Source organism: Bacillus sp. PS196 (assembly GCF_037963555.1).
Classification (GTDB): domain Bacteria; phylum Bacillota; class Bacilli; order Bacillales; family Bacillaceae; genus Bacillus; species Bacillus subtilis.
This window is the reverse complement of the sequence record NZ_CP150159.1, coordinates 2,859,243-2,879,046: the sequence shown is the minus strand read 5'-3', so window position 1 is coordinate 2,879,046 and position 19,804 is coordinate 2,859,243. Positions and strand designations below refer to the sequence as shown.

Sequence of the window (19,804 nt, the reverse complement as noted above, 5' to 3'; positions counted from 1 at the left end):
TCCTCCTTTAAAATTGTCAGGCTTCCTGCCGATCTCGTTTTTCCATTAAGCGGCTCCAGCCTGTTAAAATGACTGCACCGACCACCATTAATCCGCCTATCCAAGCGGTATGAATCAATCCGATTGAATCGGTGATCACACCGCCAAGGTATGACCCAAGCGCGATTCCTGCATTAAAGGCAGCGATATTCATCGCGGATGCGACGTCAACTGCACTCGGGACAAAACGCTCAGCCAGCATGACGACATACACCTGAAGGCCGGGCACGTTCATAAAGGCCAGCAATCCCATACAGAGAATGGTAATGAGCCCTGCTGTTTGATACGGGGCTGTAAATGTCAGTACGAATAGAACAATTGCTTGTACGATAAACATATAGAATAAAGCGGCAATCGGATTTCGGTTTGACAGCTTTCCGCCAATCATATTGCCGATAGCAATAGCTATTCCGTATCCGAGCAGAATCACTGCAACAGTCCCGGCTTTGAAGCCTGTTACTTCCTGAAGCAGGGGAGACAGATACGTGAACACAACGAATGTTCCTCCGTATCCAAGCGCTGTAATGACAAATAAAAGCAATAACCGGCTGTTTGTCACAAGCTTCAATTGATCCTGCATCGTTGTTTTCGTCCCTTTTCGTAATTTGGACGGTACAAGAATACCATTTGTAATGAAAGCAATGATTCCGACGGCGATAATGACCATAAAGGCGAAACGCCAGCCGAACTGCTGGCCGATAAATGTCCCAAAAGGAACTCCGGTTACAGTTGCCACAGTGAGGCCAGTAAACATAATTGAAATCGCGCTAGCCCTTTTATCTTCCGGGACAATATCCGCTGCGATTGTCGAACCGATCGACATAAACACACCGTGCGAAAATGCCGATATCACACGTGCTGCTAGTAAAATCCCGATGCTTGAAGCGGTTGCTGCCATCGTATTACCGGCAATAAAAATAAACATGATCCAAAGCAATAGTGTCTTACGCGACATGCTTGAGGTCAATGAAGTTAATATAGGTGCCCCAAATGTAACGCCGAGCGCATAAAGGGAAACGGTTAATCCTGCTGTCGTGACTGGAATATGCAGGTCATCAGCAATGAGCGGCAAAAGGCCGACACTGATAAATTCAGTTGTCCCTATTGCGAATGCACTTACGGCCAAAGCCAGTAGTGCAGGAATACTGCTTTTGGCTGAAGTCATGATGTTCCTCCTTTGTAAGATGTGTTGTATGATTGAAATTCTGCCGAGTAAGCTATATAAATAAAAAAGAGCAGATTCAAATCAGCCGGCAAATGTGATTATGAAACATATCGTTAAGAAATAAAAGTACGTACTTTGAAGTGCTATAGTCACTTTTTGGTGCCTGTGAGGAGAATGGATTGTATGGAGAAGAAAAAATATAACATTTCTGTTGAAGCGACTCTTGAAGTGATTGGAGGGAAATGGAAATGCGTCATTTTATGCCATCTGACGCACGGAAAAAAACGTACAAGCGAATTAAAACGCCTAATGCCCAATATCACGCAAAAAATGCTGACTCAGCAGCTGCGCGAGCTGGAAGCGGACGGTGTCATTAACCGAATCGTATATAATCAAGTTCCTCCCAAAGTGGAATACGAGCTCAGCGAATACGGCCGCAGCTTAGAAGGGATTTTAGATATGCTGTGTGCTTGGGGAGCGAATCATATTAACAGAGTGTACGGGGATACATTTTCTGTGCTAGAAGAAAGTGTGCTCAATGATAAGTTAAAACAGGAATCATAAAGCATGAGGGCAGTCAGTGCGGAGCGCTGGCTGCTTTTTGGTTCTTACGCCTGATATTCTGTGCAAGAAAACATAAGATGCATCATAAATTAGCGTTATAATCGTTGATTTTTATCAATATGTACTGGCGAATTTGTTTTAATGTGTTATACTAATTTTAGATAGTAACAAATTAGGATGGCATAATTGATAAGGGGTGTCCAACATGAAGGTAAAAGTAGCGATCAACGGGTTTGGAAGAATCGGAAGAATGGTTTTTAGAAAAGCGATGTTAGACGATCAAATTCAAGTAGTGGCCATTAACGCCAGCTATTCCGCAGAAACGCTGGCTCATTTAATAAAGTATGACACAATTCACGGCAGATACGACAAAGAGGTTGTGGCTGGTGAAGACAGCCTGATCGTAAATGGAAAGAAAGTGCTTTTGTTAAACAGCCGTGATCCAAAACAGCTGCCTTGGCGGGAATATGATATTGACATAGTCGTCGAAGCAACAGGGAAGTTTAATGCTAAAGATAAAGCGATGGGCCATATAGAAGCAGGTGCAAAAAAAGTGATTTTGACCGCTCCGGGAAAAAATGAAGACGTTACCATTGTGATGGGCGTAAATGAGGACCAATTCGACGCTGAGCGCCATGTCATTATTTCAAATGCGTCATGCACGACAAATTGCCTTGCGCCTGTTGTAAAAGTACTGGATGAAGAGTTTGGCATTGAGAGCGGTCTGATGACTACAGTTCATGCGTATACGAATGACCAAAAAAATATTGATAACCCGCACAAAGATTTGCGCCGGGCGCGGGCTTGCGGTGAATCCATCATTCCAACAACAACAGGAGCGGCAAAGGCGCTTTCGCTTGTGCTGCCGCATCTGAAAGGAAAACTTCACGGCCTCGCCTTGCGTGTCCCTGTTCCGAACGTCTCATTGGTTGATCTCGTTGTTGATCTGAAAACGGATGTTACGGCTGAAGAAGTAAACGAGGCATTTAAACGCGCTGCCAAAACGTCGATGTACGGTGTACTTGATTACTCAGATGAACCGCTCGTTTCGACTGATTATAATACGAATCCGCATTCAGCGGTCATTGACGGGCTTACAACAATGGTAATGGAAGACAGGAAAGTAAAGGTGCTGGCGTGGTATGACAACGAATGGGGCTACTCCTGCAGAGTTGTTGATCTAATCCGCCATGTAGCGGCACGAATGAAACATCCGTCTGCTGTATAAAATAAGGTCATGGACACATTTTAAAGAAAAAACCCTTAACAGCATATTTCTGAAAAAACGCACCTTGCAAATTAGACTTAAACACAGTATACTATTTTTCGTGAACTTCTTGCTTGAGACTGTTTCGGAATTACTTAAAGGGTTAGGACCTCTCCGGACTAACTTTCCCCCGTGGTAAATGGCCGACCCAGTTGTTGGAATTTCACTTTTTAATTCTTGTTAAGGGGGGTCCATGACTATGGAAACAATGGGGCGTCACGTTATCTCCGAGCTATGGGGATGCGATTTTGATAAGCTGAATGACATGGATTTTATTGAAAAAACGTTTGTAAATGCTGCTCTAAAATCAGGTGCTGAGGTGCGCGAGGTTGCATTTCACAAATTTGCACCGCAAGGCGTAAGCGGAGTTGTGATTATTTCTGAATCACACTTAACGATTCACAGTTTTCCTGAGCACGGATATGCGAGCATTGATGTTTATACTTGTGGAGACTTAGATCCTAATGTCGCTGCTGATTACATTGCAGAGGCATTACATGCTGATACAAGAGAAAACATTGAAATACCAAGAGGAATGGGGCCTGTGCAAATTAAACAGGCGCAAGCGAAAGTACTATAAAGTAAATTGCGAACACAAAGGGAGCTGAAGCTAGAAAGCCATTATGCGCTTTTTAGCTTATGCTCCTTTTATTTTTATAAAGAAACGAGAGTGTCAGCTTTTTCTTTTTTCATTTTTTTTGTAAAATAAGAAGGAGATTTTCACAAACCACCTAATGCTATAGAAACAAATTTAACAACGGCTCTCCCGACAGATGCTGTCACATCTATTTTTAAAAGGCGGAGGCTGCCGAAAATACATTGCAGGGAACGATATAGTTGGGAGCTGATTTTATTGAAATGTCCTTCATGCCAGCATAACGGAACACGAGTCCTTGATTCACGGCCTGTGGATGACGGAAAGTCGATTCGCCGAAGACGCGAGTGCGAATCCTGCCACTACCGGTTTACGACCTTTGAGAAAGTGGAGGAAACCCCGCTCATCGTCGTGAAAAAAGAAGGTGTGCGTGAGGAATTCAGCAGAGAAAAAATGCTGCGCGGCCTCATAAAAGCATGTGAAAAAAGACCTGTTTCACTCAAAACGCTTGAAGACATGTGCTTTGATATTGAAAAAGAGCTTCGCAATCAAGGCTGCTCCGAGGTGAAGAGTGAGCTCGTCGGAGAAATGGTCATGGACCGGCTGGCTAAGATTGACGAAGTCGCATATGTGCGGTTCGCGTCCGTCTATCGGCAGTTTAAAGATATAAACGTCTTTATCGACGAATTAAAAGACTTAATAAAGAAAGAGCGTTAAAAGAGCTAAGAGGATTCTTCTAGCTCTTTTCTCATGTGCAAAATTGGCATTTGATAGATATAAGAAACGGTGTAAAATGAAAGGTAGAAACAAATTCGGAAGGTTTGAGAATGTATGGCTGACTATTGGAAAGATGTACTGCCTGTAGACCCGTATGTGGTTAAAAGCAGATCGATGCTGCAGGATATTGACAGACAAATTATTACACAACTGTACCAGCCCTTAATCGGCCCTGTTGCATTCTCTCTTTATATGACATTGTGGGGAGAGCTTGAACAAAACCGTCTGTGGGGCGGAGAGTCCACACATAGACAGCTGATGGCGATGACACAGTCCAACTTAAAAACGATCCATCAGGAACAGGGGAAGCTCGAGGGCATCGGATTGCTGAAAGTATATATGAAAGAATCCGAGCGGCAGGAGCGCCTCTTTATATATGAACTCCTTCCGCCGCTCAGACCAAATGAATTTTTTGAAGACGGAATGCTGAATGTTTTTCTGTATAATAGGGTCGGAAAAACGAAATATCAGCAATTAAAACAATTTTTTACGCACCCGGCCATTTCAGAAGATGCGAAGGACATTACGCGTCCGTTTAATCATGCGTTTGAATCGCTGCAGCCGAGTGAATGGAAGCTCACATCCGATATGGAGGAAACGGTAAGGCTTGCCGAGGGGTCCGAGTATACTTCTGTCGGACAGTCTCCGTCCTACACCATAACGGAGGATGTGTTTGATTTTGATTTGTTTTTAGCGGGACTTTCTGAGACGATGATACCGAGAAAAGCGATGACCCAGCAGGTGCGGGACACAATCAAAAAGCTTTCTTATCTGTACGGAATTGACCCTTTGCAAATGCAAAATGTTGTGATGAGCGCAATTGATGAGCGTGACGTCATTACGACGGAGGCATTAAGAAAAGCGGCGAGCGACTGGTATCAAATTGAAAGAAACGGACAGCTGCCCGATTTGGTGGAAAAAACACAGCCGGTGCATCTGCGTGAAGGCGAAAAACCGGCAGAAGAGGATTCTCTGGATGGGAAGCTGATTGCATTGCTGGAGGCGATTTCCCCGAAGAAGCTTCTGCAGGACATTGCTGACGGAACAGAGCCGTCAAAAGCTGATCTGAAGATCATAGAAGAAATTATGTTCGAACAGAAGCTCGAGCCAGGCGTCACAAATGTGTTAATTTATTATGTCATGCTGAAAACCGACATGAAGCTGTCGAAAAACTATATCCAAAAAATCGCTTCGCATTGGGCACGCAAAAAGGTGAAAACGGTCAGGGAAGCGATGAAGCTCGCAATAGAAGAAAACCGCCAGTATCTTGAATGGGCTGAGGGAAAAACAAAGTCTTCGAAACGAAACCAAAAAGTGATTCGTGAAGAAAAGCTTCCTGATTGGATGACAGAAAAGGAAACAGCGTCCGATTCAGAATCCGGACAGCAGAAGCTGCATCCGCAGGATTTGGAAGAACAGAAGAAAAAGATGATGGAAGAAATGCAAAAACTGAAAAAATACTCTGCCTATTAAAGACAGAGATGCGGGGTGAAGGAATAGATGGAACCAATCGGCCGTTCCCTGCAGGGCGTAACCGGCAGGCCGGATTTCCAAAAACGTCTTGAACAAATGAAGGAAAAAGTCATGAAAGATCAAGATGTTCAAGCATTTTTGAAGGAAAACGAAGAAGTGATTGACCAAAAAATGATCGAAAAGAGCTTAAATAAGCTTTATGAATATATCGAACAAAGCAAGAATTGCTCCTATTGTTCGGAAGATGAAAACTGCAACAATTTGTTGGAGGGCTACCATCCGAAGCTTGTTGTCAATGGGAGGTCTATTGATATCGAGTATTACGAATGTCCAGTCAAACGGAAGCTCGACCAGCAGAAGAAACAACAGTCTCTTATGAAAAGCATGTATATCCAGCAGGATCTTCTTGGAGCGACGTTCCAGCAAGTTGATATCAGTGACCCAAGCAGACTCGCGATGTTTCAGCATGTTACAGACTTCCTGAAAAGCTATAATGAGACGGGAAAAGGGAAAGGATTATATTTATACGGGAAATTTGGGGTAGGAAAAACGTTTATGCTCGCTGCAATTGCCAATGAGCTGGCGGAAAAAGAGTATTCCTCCATGATTGTTTATGTGCCTGAATTTGTGAGAGAGCTTAAGAATTCGCTGCAAGACCAGACATTGGAAGAGAAGCTCAATATGGTAAAGACCACACCCGTATTAATGCTTGATGACATCGGAGCAGAATCAATGACAAGCTGGGTAAGGGATGAGGTCATCGGAACGGTGCTTCAGCACAGAATGTCCCAGCAGCTGCCAACGTTCTTTTCTTCTAATTTCTCACCTGACGAGCTGAAGCATCATTTTACGTATTCGCAGAGGGGAGAAAAAGAAGAAGTAAAAGCTGCAAGATTAATGGAGCGGATATTATATTTGGCTGCTCCGATCCGCCTTGACGGAGAAAACCGCCGACATCCATAATTGCTGCGGTTCAAAGGGGAAGGAACTGAGGGTATGAAACGAAAAACGGCTGTCAAATGGCTGGCAGTGCTTGCAGGTGCTGGTTTACTCTATTGGGGAAATAAAACGTATTTGAATGTATCGCCGAAAGAAATCAGGGTATGGGTATTGTCGTTCGGAGTCTTTGCACCTCTGATGTTTATCGGGATATCCATCGTCAGGCCACTTGTTTTATTTCCGGTGTCTGTTATTTCAATAGCTGGCGGACTTGCGTTTGGCCCGCTTCTCGGCACGCTTTATACGTTATTCGGTTCGATGTGCGCTTCAGCTGTATCGTTTTTTGCGGCCGGTTTGTTTTCGGCGAAAAAGAACGGGCATTACGAAAGGCTTGAAGCCATACAGAAGCAAATGGAGGATAACGGATTTTTCTATATCTTTCTTTTGAGAATCCTGCCGATCAATTTTGATTTCGTCAGCTATGCGGCAGGCCTTTCCAATGTCAAAGCGCTGCCGTATTTTGCCGCAACGGCTGTGGGAATCATCCCTGGGACGATTGCGCTTAATGTGCTGGGTGCGAGCTTTTTGGCTGGCAATCTGCCCGCTTTCTTTATGGTGCTCGCTTTGTATATCGTGTTTATCTCATTGCCGTTCATCTTCAGAAAGAAAATGCAAAACTTGTTCCAAGAATCAAATTAAGATTTGCCAATGACCTTTACGTCTATTTTAAAAACATCCCCCATATACTTGTAACAGATGCCGTAAGGGGGGACAAACATGCTTGAAATAATCTTTGAAGATGACCATGATGCAGCCGCTTTTTTACATCTCATTCAGCATTCGGACGATCGGAACAATATCATTGTCCGTGAAGGCATACGAAAAATCGGGATTGAAAAAGCGAATCCGGCTTTTCCTATTCAGCGTTTTATGGAGCCGATTCTGGTCAAATTTTTTTTGGAATGCAAAGAAGACGAGCATATGCTGTCATTGATTGAGGAAACGTATTGTTTCACGGATCAGGATGAACAGCAGCAAATCCTTCAGCTCGCACACAGTATTATTGAAGGTGAAGCAGACGATCTTCCGTTTGAGCCGCTGAAGCTTTCACGGAAACAATCAATTTTGGATGAACTCCAAACGATCTGTTTAGAGGAAGGAGTATTTTACATTCGCTCCTTTCAGACCTTCCGACTTGGATCATACTATAAGCAGCTGAGAGATATTACAGAAGCAGCGATTGATGAATATAAAATGGAACAGGAATATCAAAACTTTATTCAAACACTCAGAGACTATGTAAACGCCAAACAGCCGCGAATCAAAAAAGTGCATATTGTCCATGATGGTTCCTTTACATTATGGGAGCTGCGCTATGTGTCGGAACGGGAAAAAATGAAATACATAGACAGGAGATTTGTCCGGGATCATCCTATGTATATTGATTCTCATTTGCTCGCACCGCTGATTTCCATTGCGCCTGATGAAGTCGTGCTTTATACCGACCAGCCTGAGCACATGATGGCAAGGACCATTCAAAACGTATTTCAAGAGAGAGTGGAAATGCTCCCGCTGCACGCTTTTGCAGATGCAGAAATACCGGTGAAGCACTCGGAAGGATGAGGGCCGGCAGCCTGTCTATATAAGGCTGTCGGTTTAAAAAAGGAAACGCGATCGTGTTGATTTTTTGGATTGAACAATTTATAATACATAGGAGATTAAGAAAGACACACGTATTGATAAGGACACGAAGGAATGATACCGGCTCAAAGAGAGGGAAGCCCTGGCTGCAAGCTTCCCAGCTAAGGACCATTCGCTTTACCGCCTTTGAACTTCAGCTGTGAACCTCTTGAAAAGGAACAGTAATGGCTGACGGGAACTCCCGTTACAGAGCTTAGAGTCGCAGGTGCCGTGTATTGGCTTTGCGGAAAAAAGGGTGGAACCACGATTCCGTTTATTCAACCTCGTCCCTTTCATAGGGGGCGGGGTTTTTATATGCAAAAAAAGGAGTGACAAAGATGTCAGATATGGTAAAAATCACATTTCCTGATGGAGCAGTCAAGGAGTTTGCGAAAGGAACAACAACAGAAGATATCGCGGCATCCATCAGTCCGGGATTAAAGAAAAAGTCATTAGCCGGAAAACTGAACGGAAAAGAAATCGATTTGAGAACGCCGATCAATGAAGACGGTACAGTGGAAATCATTACAGAAGGCTCAGAAGAAGGTCTTCAAATTATGCGCCACAGTGCGGCTCACTTGCTGGCTCAAGCGATTAAACGCATCTACAAGGATGTTAAATTCGGCGTCGGTCCGGTTATCGAAAACGGTTTTTACTACGATGTAGAAATGGACGAAGCGATTACACCGGAGGATCTGCCGAAAATCGAGAAAGAAATGAAAAAAATCGTTAATGCGAACCTTCCGATCGTTCGAAAAGAAGTCAGCCGTGAAGAAGCGAAAGCCCGTTTTGCGGAAATCGGCGACGACCTGAAGCTTGAACTATTGGATGCGATTCCTGAAGGAGAAACCGTTTCGATCTATGAGCAAGGCGAATTCTTTGACCTGTGCCGCGGCGTCCATGTTCCTTCAACCGGAAAAATCAAAGAATTTAAGCTGTTAAGCCTTGCTGGCGCATACTGGCGCGGTGACAGCAAAAACCAAATGCTTCAGCGCGTATATGGTACAGCTTTCTTCAAAAAAGCTGATCTTGAAGAGCATCTTCGTATGCTAGAAGAAGCGAAAGAACGCGATCACAGAAAGCTCGGCAAAGAATTAAAGCTGTTCGCGAACTCTCAAAAAGTCGGACAAGGCCTGCCGCTTTGGCTGCCAAAAGGCGCGACAATCCGCCGCGTCATCGAGCGCTACATTGTTGATAAAGAAATCAGCCTCGGCTATGAGCACGTATACACACCTGTGCTAGGCAGCAAAGAGCTGTATGAAACATCAGGACACTGGGATCATTATCAGGAAGGCATGTTCCCTCCGATGGAAATGGACAATGAAACACTTGTATTGCGTCCGATGAACTGTCCGCACCATATGATGATTTACAAACAAGACATTCACAGTTACCGCGAGCTTCCGATTCGTATAGCAGAGCTTGGAACGATGCACCGCTATGAAATGTCAGGTGCGCTGTCAGGACTTCAACGGGTACGCGGAATGACGTTAAATGATGCACACATCTTTGTGCGCCCGGATCAAATTAAGGATGAGTTTATCCGTACAGTCCGTTTAATCCAGGATGTTTATGAAGACTTCGGTTTAAGTGATTACACATTCCGTCTGTCTTACCGCGATCCGGAAGATACAGAGAAATATTTTGATGACGATGAAATGTGGAACAAAGCGCAATCCATGCTGAAAGAGGCAATGGACGAAATCGGCCACGACTATTACGAAGCAGAAGGTGAAGCGGCATTCTACGGCCCTAAACTTGATGTTCAGGTGAAAACTGCGATCGGAAAAGAAGAAACACTGTCTACGGTACAGCTTGATTTCTTATTGCCGGAACGTTTCGACCTGACATACATCGGTGAGGACGGCAAGCAGCACCGTCCGGTTGTCATTCACAGAGGTGTCGTTTCAACAATGGAACGCTTTGTTGCCTTCTTAATCGAAGAACACAAAGGCGCGCTGCCGACATGGCTTGCACCGGTTCAGTTCCAAGTCATCCCGGTTTCTCCGGCTGTGCATTTAGACTACGCGAAAAAAGTGCAGGAACGCCTGCAGCGTGAAGGCCTGCGTGTTGAAGTCGACAGCCGCGATGAAAAAATCGGCTACAAAATCCGTGAAGCGCAAATGCAAAAAATCCCGTACATGCTGGTGGTCGGTGACCAAGAAGCAGAAAACGGAGCGGTAAACGTGCGTAAATACGGAGAACAGAACTCTGAAACCATTTCACTTGATGAGTTTGTGAAAAAGGCAGTAGCTGAAGCGAAAAAATAAAATAAAAAGCATGATCTCGTTGAAGAGATCATGCTTTTTTTATTTCTCTAATATAGGAAACAAATCATGAAGGCTGCTGATGATGTAATCAGGCGTTACGTCAGTTTCGTTTTTCTTATCCGTCCGGTTGATCCAAACGGTTTTGATTCCGGCTCTTGAAGCGCCTAAAATATCAGTATTCAAATTATCGCCGACCATGATGGCATCGTCTTTTTCAATATTCATCAGCTTAAGGCAGTGTTCAAAAATTGAAACATCCGGCTTGCCCTTGCCGAATGCGCCCGAGATGACGATTTCATTGAAGTAAGGAGCGAGTTCAGGTACGCCGGCAAGCTTCTCCTTTTGCAGACTAGGATCGCCATTTGTCAAAAGCAATAATTCATACTTGCCTTTTAATTGATCGAGTACAGCAAAAGTTTCATCATATACAAACGGGCGCTTTCTGCGCTCTGCCGCAAAAAACTCTCCCAAGTATTCGCCATATGCAGGATCATCGATCCCAAGCGCTTTCAGTCCGTTTGTCCATGCATTTCTTCTGTACTCCGGCACAATCTTGTTCAGCTTTTGAAAGCCTTCACTGATTGGCTCTGAGAAATTGGACCACAGTCCTTCAAACGGGTTAATGCCGATCATCACTGTATATGGATACGTCTCATATGACATGTACAATTCTCTCGCCGCTTCGCGAACAGCTGCTTCGAATTCCTCAGGGGCAAGGCCATATTTTTTCTCCGCCTGTAAGCAAGTTTCTGCAAATGTTGTTCTGACGCTTTTCTCGTCCCAAAGTAGTGTATCATCTAAATCAAAAAATACGGCTTTCATGATCTTCTCCTCTGCTTCAGATTCAAATCTTTCTGCCAAAAGGCTCATGTTTTATTTTACAATAGATAAAAGCCTTGTGAAATATGTTTTCAGACGATTTTAAAAAAACAGTCAGCCGTAAAACGAAAACATGCTAGAATGAAAACGGAAAGAACAGGTGACATGAATGATTCATTTAATGATTATGATGCTGGAGAGAGTGGGGATTATTGTTATATTAGGGTTCATTCTCGCCCATACGAAACTTTTCAGACAAGCTCTTCAGAATCAGGACGGCTATAAAGGAAAAGCGATTTTAATTTCAATTTTTTCTCTTTTCAGCATCATCAGCAATTATACAGGCATCGAAATTCAAAGAAATATGATTGTAAACAATGACTGGGTGTTTACGATAGATCCATCGGGCTCTATCGCGAATACCCGTATTTTGGGCGTGGAAATCGGGGGCCTTCTCGGAGGTCCGTTTGTAGGGGCTGGGATCGGCATACTGGCGGGCCTGCATCGTTTTTCACTCGGTGGCAGCACGGCTTTAAGCTGTGCCGTATCATCTATTTTAGCGGGTGTTCTTGCAGGCTTGATCGGCAGGTATTTTACGAAGCGATATCGAATGCCGACACCGCGCATCGCCGCTCTTGTGGGAATCGGCATGGAGTCACTGCAAATGATCATTATTTTGCTGATGGCAAAGCCGTTCAGTGACGCTTGGGAGCTTGTCAGCATGATCGGAATTCCGATGATACTCATCAATGGAACAGGCAGTTTTATTTTTCTGTCTATTATTCAAGCGATCATTCGCAAGGAAGAACAGGCAAGGGCTCTCGAAACGCATCGAGTGCTGACGATTGCTGATCAGACACTTCCATTTTTTCGCCAAGGATTAAATGAAAACTCCTGTAAAAGTGTAGCGGCTATTATCCATAAGCTGACAGGAACAGATGCGGTGTCTCTCACTGACAAAGAAAAGATCCTTGCGCATGTCGGTGCGGGAATGGATCACCACATCCCATCGAAAAGTTTGATCACCGGGCTGTCCAAAAAGGTGATTAAAACAGGGCATATTATGAAGGCGATTTCGCAGGAAGAGATTGAATGCACGCATGCTGAATGCCCTTTGCACGCTGCAATTGTCCTGCCGCTGACATCGAACGGCAATACAATCGGCACCTTAAAAATGTACTTTAAAAGCCCGGCAGGCCTGAGTCAGGTAGAGGAGGAACTTGCCGAGGGGCTGGCCATGCTGTTTTCGACACAGCTTGAGCTTGGGGAAGCAGAGCTCCAAAGCAAACTTCTCAAGGATGCTGAAATTAAAGCGCTTCAAGCACAGGTGAATCCGCATTTTTTATTTAATGCGATCAACACGATTTCTGCGTTATGCCGTACAGATGTTGAAAAAACCCGTAAGCTCCTATTGCAGCTCAGTGTTTATTTTCGTTCAAACCTTCAAGGAGCGAGACAGCTGCTGATCCCGCTCTCAAAGGAGCTGAACCATCTAAACGCCTATTTGTCATTAGAACAGGCGCGTTTTCCCGGGAAATATAAAATTGAGCTTAAGATCGACACAAGACTGGAGCAGATTGAAATCCCTCCGTTTGTTTTGCAGGTGCTTGTCGAGAACGCGCTTCGGCACGCGTTTCCGAAAAAACAAGACATATGCAAGGTTACAGTCTGTGTCTTATCTGATAATGCATCCGTCTATATGAAGGTGGCGGATAACGGACGCGGAATTCCGCCGGACGTCTTGCCGGAACTGGGAAAGAAACCGTTTCCGTCTAAGGAGGGAACCGGTACAGCGCTTTATAACCTAAATCAGCGGCTGATCGGTTTATTCGGACAGCAGGCTGCACTGCATATCAGCAGTGAGGTTCATAAAGGGACAGAGGTTTCCTTTCAAGTGCCAATGCAACAGATGAAAGAGGGAGAAGAACATGCTCAGGGTGTTAATAGTTGATGATGAGATGCTGGCAAGAGATGAACTGGCTTACTTGCTTAAGCGGACCAATGAGGAAATGGAAATCAATGAAGCGGAAAATATCGAATCCGCTTTTGACCAAATGATGGATCAAAAACCTGATTTGCTGTTTCTAGACGTTGATTTATCCGGAGAAAACGGTTTTGATATCGCAAAGCGATTGAAGAAAATGAAGCATCCTCCTGCTGTTGTGTTTGCGACAGCGTATGACCAGTATGCGCTCAAAGCGTTTGAGGTGGACGCTCTTGATTATTTAACCAAGCCTTTCGATGAAGAAAGAATTCAGCAAACGCTGAAAAAATATAAAAAAGTCAATCGGGATATTGTAGAAATAGAGCAAAACAGCCATGCCGGCCAGCACAAGCTCGCGCTATCTGTGGGGGAATCGATTGTGATTGTGGATACGAAGGACATTATCTATGCCGGAACAGAAGATGGTCATGTCAATGTAAAAACCTTCGATCATTCTTATACGGTCAGCGATACACTCGTTGTGATTGAGAAAAAGCTGCCGGATTCTGATTTTATCCGCGTCCATCGGAGCTTTGTCGTGAATACCGAATATATTAAAGAAATTCAGCCATGGTTTAATTCAACGTATAATCTGATCATGAAAGACGGATCGAAAATACCGGTCAGCCGGACATATGCGAAGGAATTGAAAAAGCTGCTCCATATTTGATGGGCGGCTTTTTGCATTTCAGCCATTTGATTCTGCAACTCAGACCCGCTATTCGGCATGTTATCTTGTAAGCGCTTTATAACAGGAATTCTTATTTATAATGAGGGTACCAAAGAGAAAGAGGTGAAGAAAATGAGTGCTAAAAAAGTGTACGGGTTTTTAACACAAGCATTTATTTTTGCCGTCATTATGCTGGTTTCAAATATGATTGCCGCTATTGTCCCAATACCTATCCCGGCATCGGTTGTAGGGTTGGTCTTATTATTTCTCCTATTATGTTTGAAAGTCATTAAACTGGAACAAGTGGAAACGCTCGGAACGTCTTTAACCTCTCTGATCGGATTTTTATTTGTTCCGTCAGGTATATCTGTTATGAATTCGCTTGGTGTGATGCAGCAATACGGCCTGCAAATTGTTCTTGTCATTCTGCTCGCAACGATTATTCTGCTGGGGGCTACGGGATTGTTTTCTCAGCTGATTCTGTCGCTGAGCGGAAAACGCAAAACCGCAGCGGACATGAAAACAAAAACAGTGCAAAGCCCGCAGAACAATAACGAACTCGTTCACCATTAAGGGAAACAGGAGGTTCTTCACATGGAAAGCACAATGAGTCCTTATTTTGGGATTGTCGTATCACTTGCTGCATTCGGCATCGGCACCTTTTTATTTAAGAAAACGAAAGGCTTCTTCCTTTTCACTCCTTTGTTTGTTGCCATGGTGCTGGGGATCGCATTTTTAAAAATCGGCGGTTTTTCCTACGCGGATTATAATAACGGGGGAGAGATCATTAAGTTTTTCCTTGAACCGGCAACGATCGCATTTGCAATTCCGTTGTACAAACAAAGAGATAAGCTTAAAAAATACTGGTGGCAAATCATGGCCTCCATTATTGCAGGCTCTATCTGCTCTGTCACGATTGTTTATTTGCTTGCTAAAGGCATTCATCTCGATTCGGCCGTAATGAAAAGCATGCTTCCGCAGGCGGCTACAACGGCAATTGCGCTTCCTTTATCAAAAGGCATCGGGGGCATCAGCGACATCACAGCCTTTGCGGTCATCTTTAACGCTGTCATCGTATATGCGCTCGGAGCATTGTTCTTGAAGGTGTTTAAAGTGAAAAATCCGATTTCTAAAGGATTGGCTCTTGGAACATCCGGACATGCACTTGGTGTAGCGGTCGGGATTGAGATGGGAGAAGTTGAAGCTGCGATGGCAAGTATTGCTGTTGTCGTAGTAGGAGTGGTAACGGTTCTGGTCATCCCTGTGTTCGTGCAGCTGATCGGAGGATAAGCCAAGGCTGAATGCCTTGGCTTTTTTTATTTTATGGTGCGTCTTCGGGATCGATATACCCTTGTTTAATGCCCCATTCTACTTGATCGTCATGCCACTTTTTTCGTTCTTCATAACCATAACCATCGTCATCAGGAAGCTCTGAAGCTGGCTGTTGAATGGTTTTATCTGTCTGACTCGAGGGAGATGGTGGATTTTTACTATTAGATGAGGGTGCCTCGGTCTGCTGCCGTTGTGCCTGTGATTGCCGCTTTTTCTCAGCGTTCGCTTTCTGCTCTTTTTGGATTGCTGCCTGCCGCTGTCTTTCAAGTTCAGCTTGTCTTTTTGCTTCCGCTAATCGCTGATTCTCTGCCGCCTGCTGCTCTGCTAATCGCTGTCTCTCTGCTTTTTCCTCCTGCTGTTTCTTTCGTTTCGCCTCCCGCTCTTTTTCAAGCTTTTTCTCTGCGGCGATTTGTCTTTGCTTTTCAGCTTCTTCTTTTGCCTTCCGCTTTCCTAACTCAGTAGCAAGTGGACTCTCGAACTTCATGTCCAATGAAACGGGTTTTAGTTTTTTTAGCTCTTTCTCCAGCCCCTTTTGAGGAAATGCTGCAGTTGTCTTAACAGTTTCGACTTTTGATTCGGAAGATGTGCTGCTATTCGAGCAACCGGTTAATATCAATGTGAAAAATAAAGCAAGCTGTATCAGTTTGTTCATGTGTCAGGCTCCCTTCTGCTTCTTATATCGGTCAGAGATTAACTTTGTTTTACATTTCTTCCTGTCGGTGGTTTTGTTGTAAATTGCGAAATAAGGGGGGAATTGTTGGTTCTTTGTATTCTGGGTGGGGATGAAAGATTTTCTTTTTCTCTCTTGCGCTCATAGAAAACCCATGTTACAATGTAAAAGTTGTTCCGGATAAGTCGTCCTTGACTAAAGATCCGGTATTGTGTAGAATAGTTATTGAATTGAATATAAATCACAAGCAGAAGCACCCGCTTCTCACCTGATTGACACATGCATGTAGTTGGCAGGTTGACCGTACATTTTTATTGATACAGATGTTCGTAGTGTGGGTGTTTTATAATGCCCACACTTTTTGTTTGCCTGCAAAATGCATTCAAAATGAGTTGTGAATCAATTCGAAGAAACTATGGAGGTGGCTCATTATTAGCAAAGATCAATTGGTTAATGAGGGTATCCGTGCACGTGAGGTCCGTTTAATCGGACAAAATGGCGACCAGCTTGGAATCAAGTCCCGTCAGGAAGCACTTGAAATCGCCGGCCGCGCAAATCTTGACCTTGTGTTAGTTGCAGCGAATGCAAAACCGCCTGTCTGCCGAATCATGGACTACGGTAAGTTCCGATTTGAGCAGCAGAAAAAGGAAAAAGAAGCACGCAAGAATCAAAAAATCATTAACTTAAAAGAAGTTCGGTTAAGTCCGACAATCGATGAGCATGACTTTAACACGAAATTGCGCAATGCGATTAAATTCCTTGAAAAAGGCGATAAAGTGAAAGCTTCTATCCGCTTTAAAGGACGCGCAATCACTCATAAAGAAATCGGTCAGCGTGTATTAGACCGTTTCTCCGAAGCATGTGCTGAGGTTGCGACAGTCGAAACAAAACCAAAAATGGACGGCCGCAGCATGTTCTTAATGCTCGCACCGAAAAACGAAAAGCAATAAGGAGGAAATCCCATGCCAAAAATGAAAACTCACCGCGGATCTGCTAAACGTTTTAAAAAGACAGGTTCTGGGAAGTTAAAACGTTCTCACGCGTACACAAGTCACTTATTCGCCAACAAATCTCAAAAGCAAAAGCGTAAGCTTCGCAAGAGTGCTGTTGTAAGCGCAGGAGACTTCAAACGTATCAAACAAATGCTTGCTAACATCAAGTAATCGGATAAGGAACAATTAGGAGGGAAATTCAATGCCAAGAGTAAAAGGCGGAACTGTTACACGTAAGCGTCGTAAAAAGGTTCTTAAATTAGCAAAAGGTTATTTCGGTTCAAAACATACATTATACAAAGTAGCTAACCAGCAGGTCATGAAATCTGGAAACTATGCTTTCCGTGACCGTCGTCAGAAAAAACGTGATTTCCGTAAACTTTGGATCACTCGTATCAACGCAGCTGCTCGCATGAACGGCCTTTCTTACAGCCGTTTAATGCACGGTCTTAAGCTTTCTGGTATCGAAGTAAACCGTAAAATGCTTGCTGATCTTGCTGTAAACGATCTTACTGCATTCAATCAGCTTGCTGATGCTGCTAAAGCTCAATTAAACAAGTAATCATATAGAGCCGCTCTCCAGCAGAGCGGCTTTTTCTATATAAAGGATGAGGCAACATGATTATTGCTGCTTATTTGGTGTTGATTAATCTGTGCGGTTTTTGGGTGATGGGCATTGACAAACGCAAAGCGCAGCAGCACAAGTGGAGAATTTCTGAAGACCGGCTGTGGCTGATAGCCATCGTGTTTGGAGCGCTCGGTGTCTGGCTTGGCATGCAAACCTTCAGACATAAAACGAAACACGCTTCTTTTAAGTACGGAGTACCGCTTCTTCTGGTAATTGAAGCGATTCTCATCGCTATTTACTACAGCCCGTTTGATTTATAAAAAGCAGAAAAGCGTTTAACGCTCTTCTGCTTTTTTTGCGAGTTTAATGGGCTGGTCCCAGTCAATCTTACAATTTGGATATCGTTCCAGCACTTTTTCTTCAATGCTCTCAAAATCTTTTGCAGAGAAATGCTTCAGCTTCTCAGGAGATTCTGTCCAGACAAAGATCGTGTGAATAAACAGCGGATGATCCTTGGAAGGAATATGCTTTTCTCCCTCAAAAAGCACGCCTTTATACGTCAGCTGAAAATTCTTCCTGGTATTGTTTTGTTCATCAATAATATAAAAATGTTCTTTTGATTGGGCCAGCTTAAGCCTTCTCTTAGGATTCGCGACATATTTGACCACGGCATAAATACAATAAGCAAAAAGTGCAAGCAAAATAATCCTTAGAACCATGACAAACATTGTGTGAAGGCACCTCCCTTATGGTGATGATCTGATGTAATACGAAAAGTATAGAAAAAGGTTTCACTTTTTCTAAAAGAAAGCTGTAAAAACATATACCCGATTTTCAAGTGAAATAGTCGTATGGTTAGCGCTATGTTTTGTATAATAAGAATGCAGGACTGATGAAGGAGGGTTTGGAACATGGCAAAATTAGATGAAACATTGACCATGCTGAAAGATTTAACAGATGCAAAAGGCATACCGGGCAATGAAAGAGAAGTAAGGCAAGTGATGAAATCATACATAGAACCATTTGCTGATGAGGTGACAACAGATCGCCTGGGCAGTTTAATTGCCAAAAAAACTGGTGCAGAAAACGGCCCGAAAATTATGATCGCCGGACATTTGGATGAAGTCGGCTTTATGGTGACACAAATCACAGATAAAGGCTTTATCCGTTTTCAAACCGTTGGCGGCTGGTGGGCTCAGGTTATGCTTGCCCAGCGGGTCACCATTGTCACAAAAAAAGGAGAAATCACTGGGGTTATCGGATCTAAGCCGCCTCATATTTTGTCTCCTGAAGCAAGAAAAAAATCAGTGGAAATAAAAGACATGTTTATTGATATTGGAGCTTCAAGCCGGGAAGAAGCCTTGGAGTGGGGGGTACTTCCGGGAGATATGATCGTTCCGCATTTTGAATTTACGGTCATGAACAATGAAAAATTCCTACTCGCAAAGGCGTGGGACAACCGCATCGGCTGTGCGATTGCAATTGATGTGTTAAGAAACTTACAAAACACAGACCATCCAAATATAGTGTATGGCGTCGGAACCGTGCAGGAGGAAGTTGGGCTGAGGGGAGCGAAAACGGCTGCACACACCATTCAGCCTGATATTGCGTTTGGTGTTGATGTAGGGATAGCAGGAGACACGCCTGGCATTTCCGAGAAGGAAGCGCAGAGCAAAATGGGCAAAGGCCCGCAGATTATCGTTTACGATGCATCCATGGTCTCTCACAAAGGTTTGCGTGATGCAGTTGTGGCAACTGCAGAGGAAGCCGGCATTCCCTACCAATTTGATGCCATTGCCGGCGGCGGAACTGATTCGGGTGCCATCCATTTGACGGCAAATGGCGTTCCTGCGCTGTCCATTACCATTGCAACCCGCTACATTCATACGCACGCGGCCATGCTGCATCGTGATGATTATGAAAACGCGGTAAAGTTAATTACAGAAGTCATTAAGAAGTTAGACCGAAAAACGGTTGACGAAATTACGTACCAATAAAGA

General features: G+C 44.0%; 22 protein-coding genes and 1 other annotated feature. Of the genes, 18 read left to right on the top strand and 4 right to left on the bottom strand.

Annotation, left to right across the window (positions count from 1 at the left end; translation table 11 throughout):
• Window positions 1-16 precede the first annotated feature (16 nt).
• A complete protein-coding gene (locus NST79_RS15040) occupies window positions 17-1,204 on the bottom strand; it encodes an MFS transporter (protein WP_212059311.1) in 1,188 nt (395 codons plus the stop codon).
• A 183-nt stretch (window positions 1,205-1,387) separates the two neighbouring features.
• On the opposite strand from NST79_RS15040, the gene NST79_RS15035 reads away from it, so the two are divergent.
• The 9 genes from NST79_RS15035 to thrS all read left to right on the top strand — a co-directional run bounded on the left by NST79_RS15035 (window position 1,388) and on the right by thrS (window position 10,769).
• On the top strand, window positions 1,388-1,768 hold the full coding sequence (locus NST79_RS15035) for a winged helix-turn-helix transcriptional regulator (protein ID WP_003229458.1): 381 nt from the start codon (window positions 1,388-1,390) through the stop codon (window positions 1,766-1,768).
• Window positions 1,769-1,973: 205 nt separating this feature from the next.
• Complete coding sequence (locus tag NST79_RS15030; RefSeq protein ID WP_003229459.1) at window positions 1,974-2,996, top strand: glyceraldehyde-3-phosphate dehydrogenase; 1,023 nt, start codon at window positions 1,974-1,976, stop codon at window positions 2,994-2,996.
• 238 nt (window positions 2,997-3,234) lie between these two features.
• Complete coding sequence (speD, locus tag NST79_RS15025) at window positions 3,235-3,615, top strand: adenosylmethionine decarboxylase (protein ID WP_003223584.1); 381 nt, start codon at window positions 3,235-3,237, stop codon at window positions 3,613-3,615.
• Window positions 3,616-3,888: 273 nt separating this feature from the next.
• Window positions 3,889-4,347 carry a transcriptional regulator NrdR gene (gene nrdR / locus NST79_RS15020; RefSeq protein ID WP_003223586.1) on the top strand — a complete coding sequence of 153 codons (459 nt, stop codon included), beginning with the start codon at window positions 3,889-3,891 and terminating at the stop codon, window positions 4,345-4,347.
• 114 nt (window positions 4,348-4,461) lie between these two features.
• Complete coding sequence (gene dnaB / locus NST79_RS15015; RefSeq protein WP_087614657.1) at window positions 4,462-5,880, top strand: replication initiation membrane attachment protein DnaB; 1,419 nt, start codon at window positions 4,462-4,464, stop codon at window positions 5,878-5,880.
• Between the two features lie 27 nt (window positions 5,881-5,907).
• Window positions 5,908-6,843, top strand: a complete 936-nt coding sequence (dnaI, locus tag NST79_RS15010; protein WP_003229466.1) for a primosomal protein DnaI — start codon at window positions 5,908-5,910, stop codon at window positions 6,841-6,843.
• Window positions 6,844-6,876: 33 nt separating this feature from the next.
• A complete protein-coding gene (locus NST79_RS15005; protein WP_003229468.1) occupies window positions 6,877-7,518 on the top strand; it encodes a TVP38/TMEM64 family protein in 642 nt (213 codons plus the stop codon).
• A 78-nt stretch (window positions 7,519-7,596) separates the two neighbouring features.
• Window positions 7,597-8,442, top strand: coding sequence for a putative sporulation protein YtxC (gene ytxC, locus NST79_RS15000; protein WP_181217330.1), 846 nt, complete (start codon window positions 7,597-7,599; stop codon window positions 8,440-8,442).
• A 395-nt stretch (window positions 8,443-8,837) separates the two neighbouring features.
• On the top strand, window positions 8,838-10,769 hold the full coding sequence (gene thrS / locus NST79_RS14995; RefSeq protein ID WP_087614656.1) for a threonine--tRNA ligase: 1,932 nt from the start codon (window positions 8,838-8,840) through the stop codon (window positions 10,767-10,769).
• Window positions 10,770-10,808: 39 nt separating this feature from the next.
• On the opposite strand, the gene NST79_RS14990 is transcribed toward thrS, so the two are convergent.
• On the bottom strand, window positions 10,809-11,591 hold the full coding sequence (locus NST79_RS14990; RefSeq protein ID WP_015251491.1) for an HAD family hydrolase: 783 nt from the start codon (window positions 11,589-11,591) through the stop codon (window positions 10,809-10,811).
• Window positions 11,592-11,757: 166 nt separating this feature from the next.
• On the opposite strand from NST79_RS14990, the gene lytS reads away from it, so the two are divergent.
• The 4 genes from lytS (at window position 11,758) to lrgB (ending at window position 15,532) form a co-directional block, all read left to right on the top strand.
• Window positions 11,758-13,539 carry a two-component system sensor histidine kinase LytS gene (gene lytS / locus NST79_RS14985; RefSeq protein ID WP_033884115.1) on the top strand — a complete coding sequence of 594 codons (1,782 nt, stop codon included), beginning with the start codon at window positions 11,758-11,760 and terminating at the stop codon, window positions 13,537-13,539.
• A complete protein-coding gene (lytT, locus tag NST79_RS14980) occupies window positions 13,517-14,242 on the top strand; it encodes a two-component system response regulator LytT (RefSeq protein ID WP_019712907.1) in 726 nt (241 codons plus the stop codon). The genes lytS and lytT overlap by 23 nt, the downstream gene beginning before the upstream one ends.
• 132 nt (window positions 14,243-14,374) lie before the next feature.
• Complete coding sequence (gene lrgA / locus NST79_RS14975; protein WP_014477620.1) at window positions 14,375-14,815, top strand: antiholin-like murein hydrolase modulator LrgA; 441 nt, start codon at window positions 14,375-14,377, stop codon at window positions 14,813-14,815.
• A gap of 21 nt (window positions 14,816-14,836) precedes the next feature.
• Entirely contained in the window at window positions 14,837-15,532 is a 696-nt protein-coding gene (lrgB, locus tag NST79_RS14970) for an antiholin-like protein LrgB (RefSeq protein WP_003229482.1), read from the top strand.
• Window positions 15,533-15,563: 31 nt separating this feature from the next.
• Here the strand turns inward: lrgB and NST79_RS14965 are convergent, their stop codons facing one another.
• On the bottom strand, window positions 15,564-16,226 hold the full coding sequence (locus NST79_RS14965) for a hypothetical protein (protein WP_032726368.1): 663 nt from the start codon (window positions 16,224-16,226) through the stop codon (window positions 15,564-15,566).
• A 257-nt stretch (window positions 16,227-16,483) separates the two neighbouring features.
• Window positions 16,484-16,614 (top strand) — a sequence feature (ribosomal protein L20 leader region).
• A gap of 58 nt (window positions 16,615-16,672) precedes the next feature.
• On the opposite strand from NST79_RS14965, the gene infC reads away from it, so the two are divergent.
• The 4 genes from infC to NST79_RS14945 are packed head-to-tail and all read left to right on the top strand — an operon-like array spanning window position 16,673 to window position 18,124.
• Window positions 16,673-17,194, top strand: coding sequence for a translation initiation factor IF-3 (gene infC, locus NST79_RS14960; protein ID WP_010886591.1), 522 nt, complete (start codon window positions 16,673-16,675; stop codon window positions 17,192-17,194).
• Window positions 17,195-17,206: 12 nt separating this feature from the next.
• Entirely contained in the window at window positions 17,207-17,407 is a 201-nt protein-coding gene (rpmI, locus tag NST79_RS14955) for a 50S ribosomal protein L35 (RefSeq protein WP_003222418.1), read from the top strand.
• Window positions 17,408-17,438: 31 nt separating this feature from the next.
• A complete protein-coding gene (gene rplT / locus NST79_RS14950; RefSeq protein WP_003222420.1) occupies window positions 17,439-17,798 on the top strand; it encodes a 50S ribosomal protein L20 in 360 nt (119 codons plus the stop codon).
• 56 nt (window positions 17,799-17,854) lie between these two features.
• A complete protein-coding gene (locus NST79_RS14945) occupies window positions 17,855-18,124 on the top strand; it encodes a DUF1294 domain-containing protein (RefSeq protein ID WP_003229490.1) in 270 nt (89 codons plus the stop codon).
• A 15-nt stretch (window positions 18,125-18,139) separates the two neighbouring features.
• On the opposite strand, the gene ysdB is transcribed toward NST79_RS14945, so the two are convergent.
• Window positions 18,140-18,532: a sigma W pathway protein YsdB gene (gene ysdB / locus NST79_RS14940; RefSeq protein ID WP_029318219.1), complete on the bottom strand. Its 393-nt coding sequence runs from the start codon at window positions 18,530-18,532 to the stop codon at window positions 18,140-18,142.
• Window positions 18,533-18,715: 183 nt separating this feature from the next.
• Here ysdB and NST79_RS14935 point away from each other — a divergent pair, with 183 nt between their 5' ends.
• On the top strand, window positions 18,716-19,801 hold the full coding sequence (locus NST79_RS14935) for a M42 family metallopeptidase (RefSeq protein ID WP_003229495.1): 1,086 nt from the start codon (window positions 18,716-18,718) through the stop codon (window positions 19,799-19,801).
• Window positions 19,802-19,804: the final 3 nt, after the last annotated feature.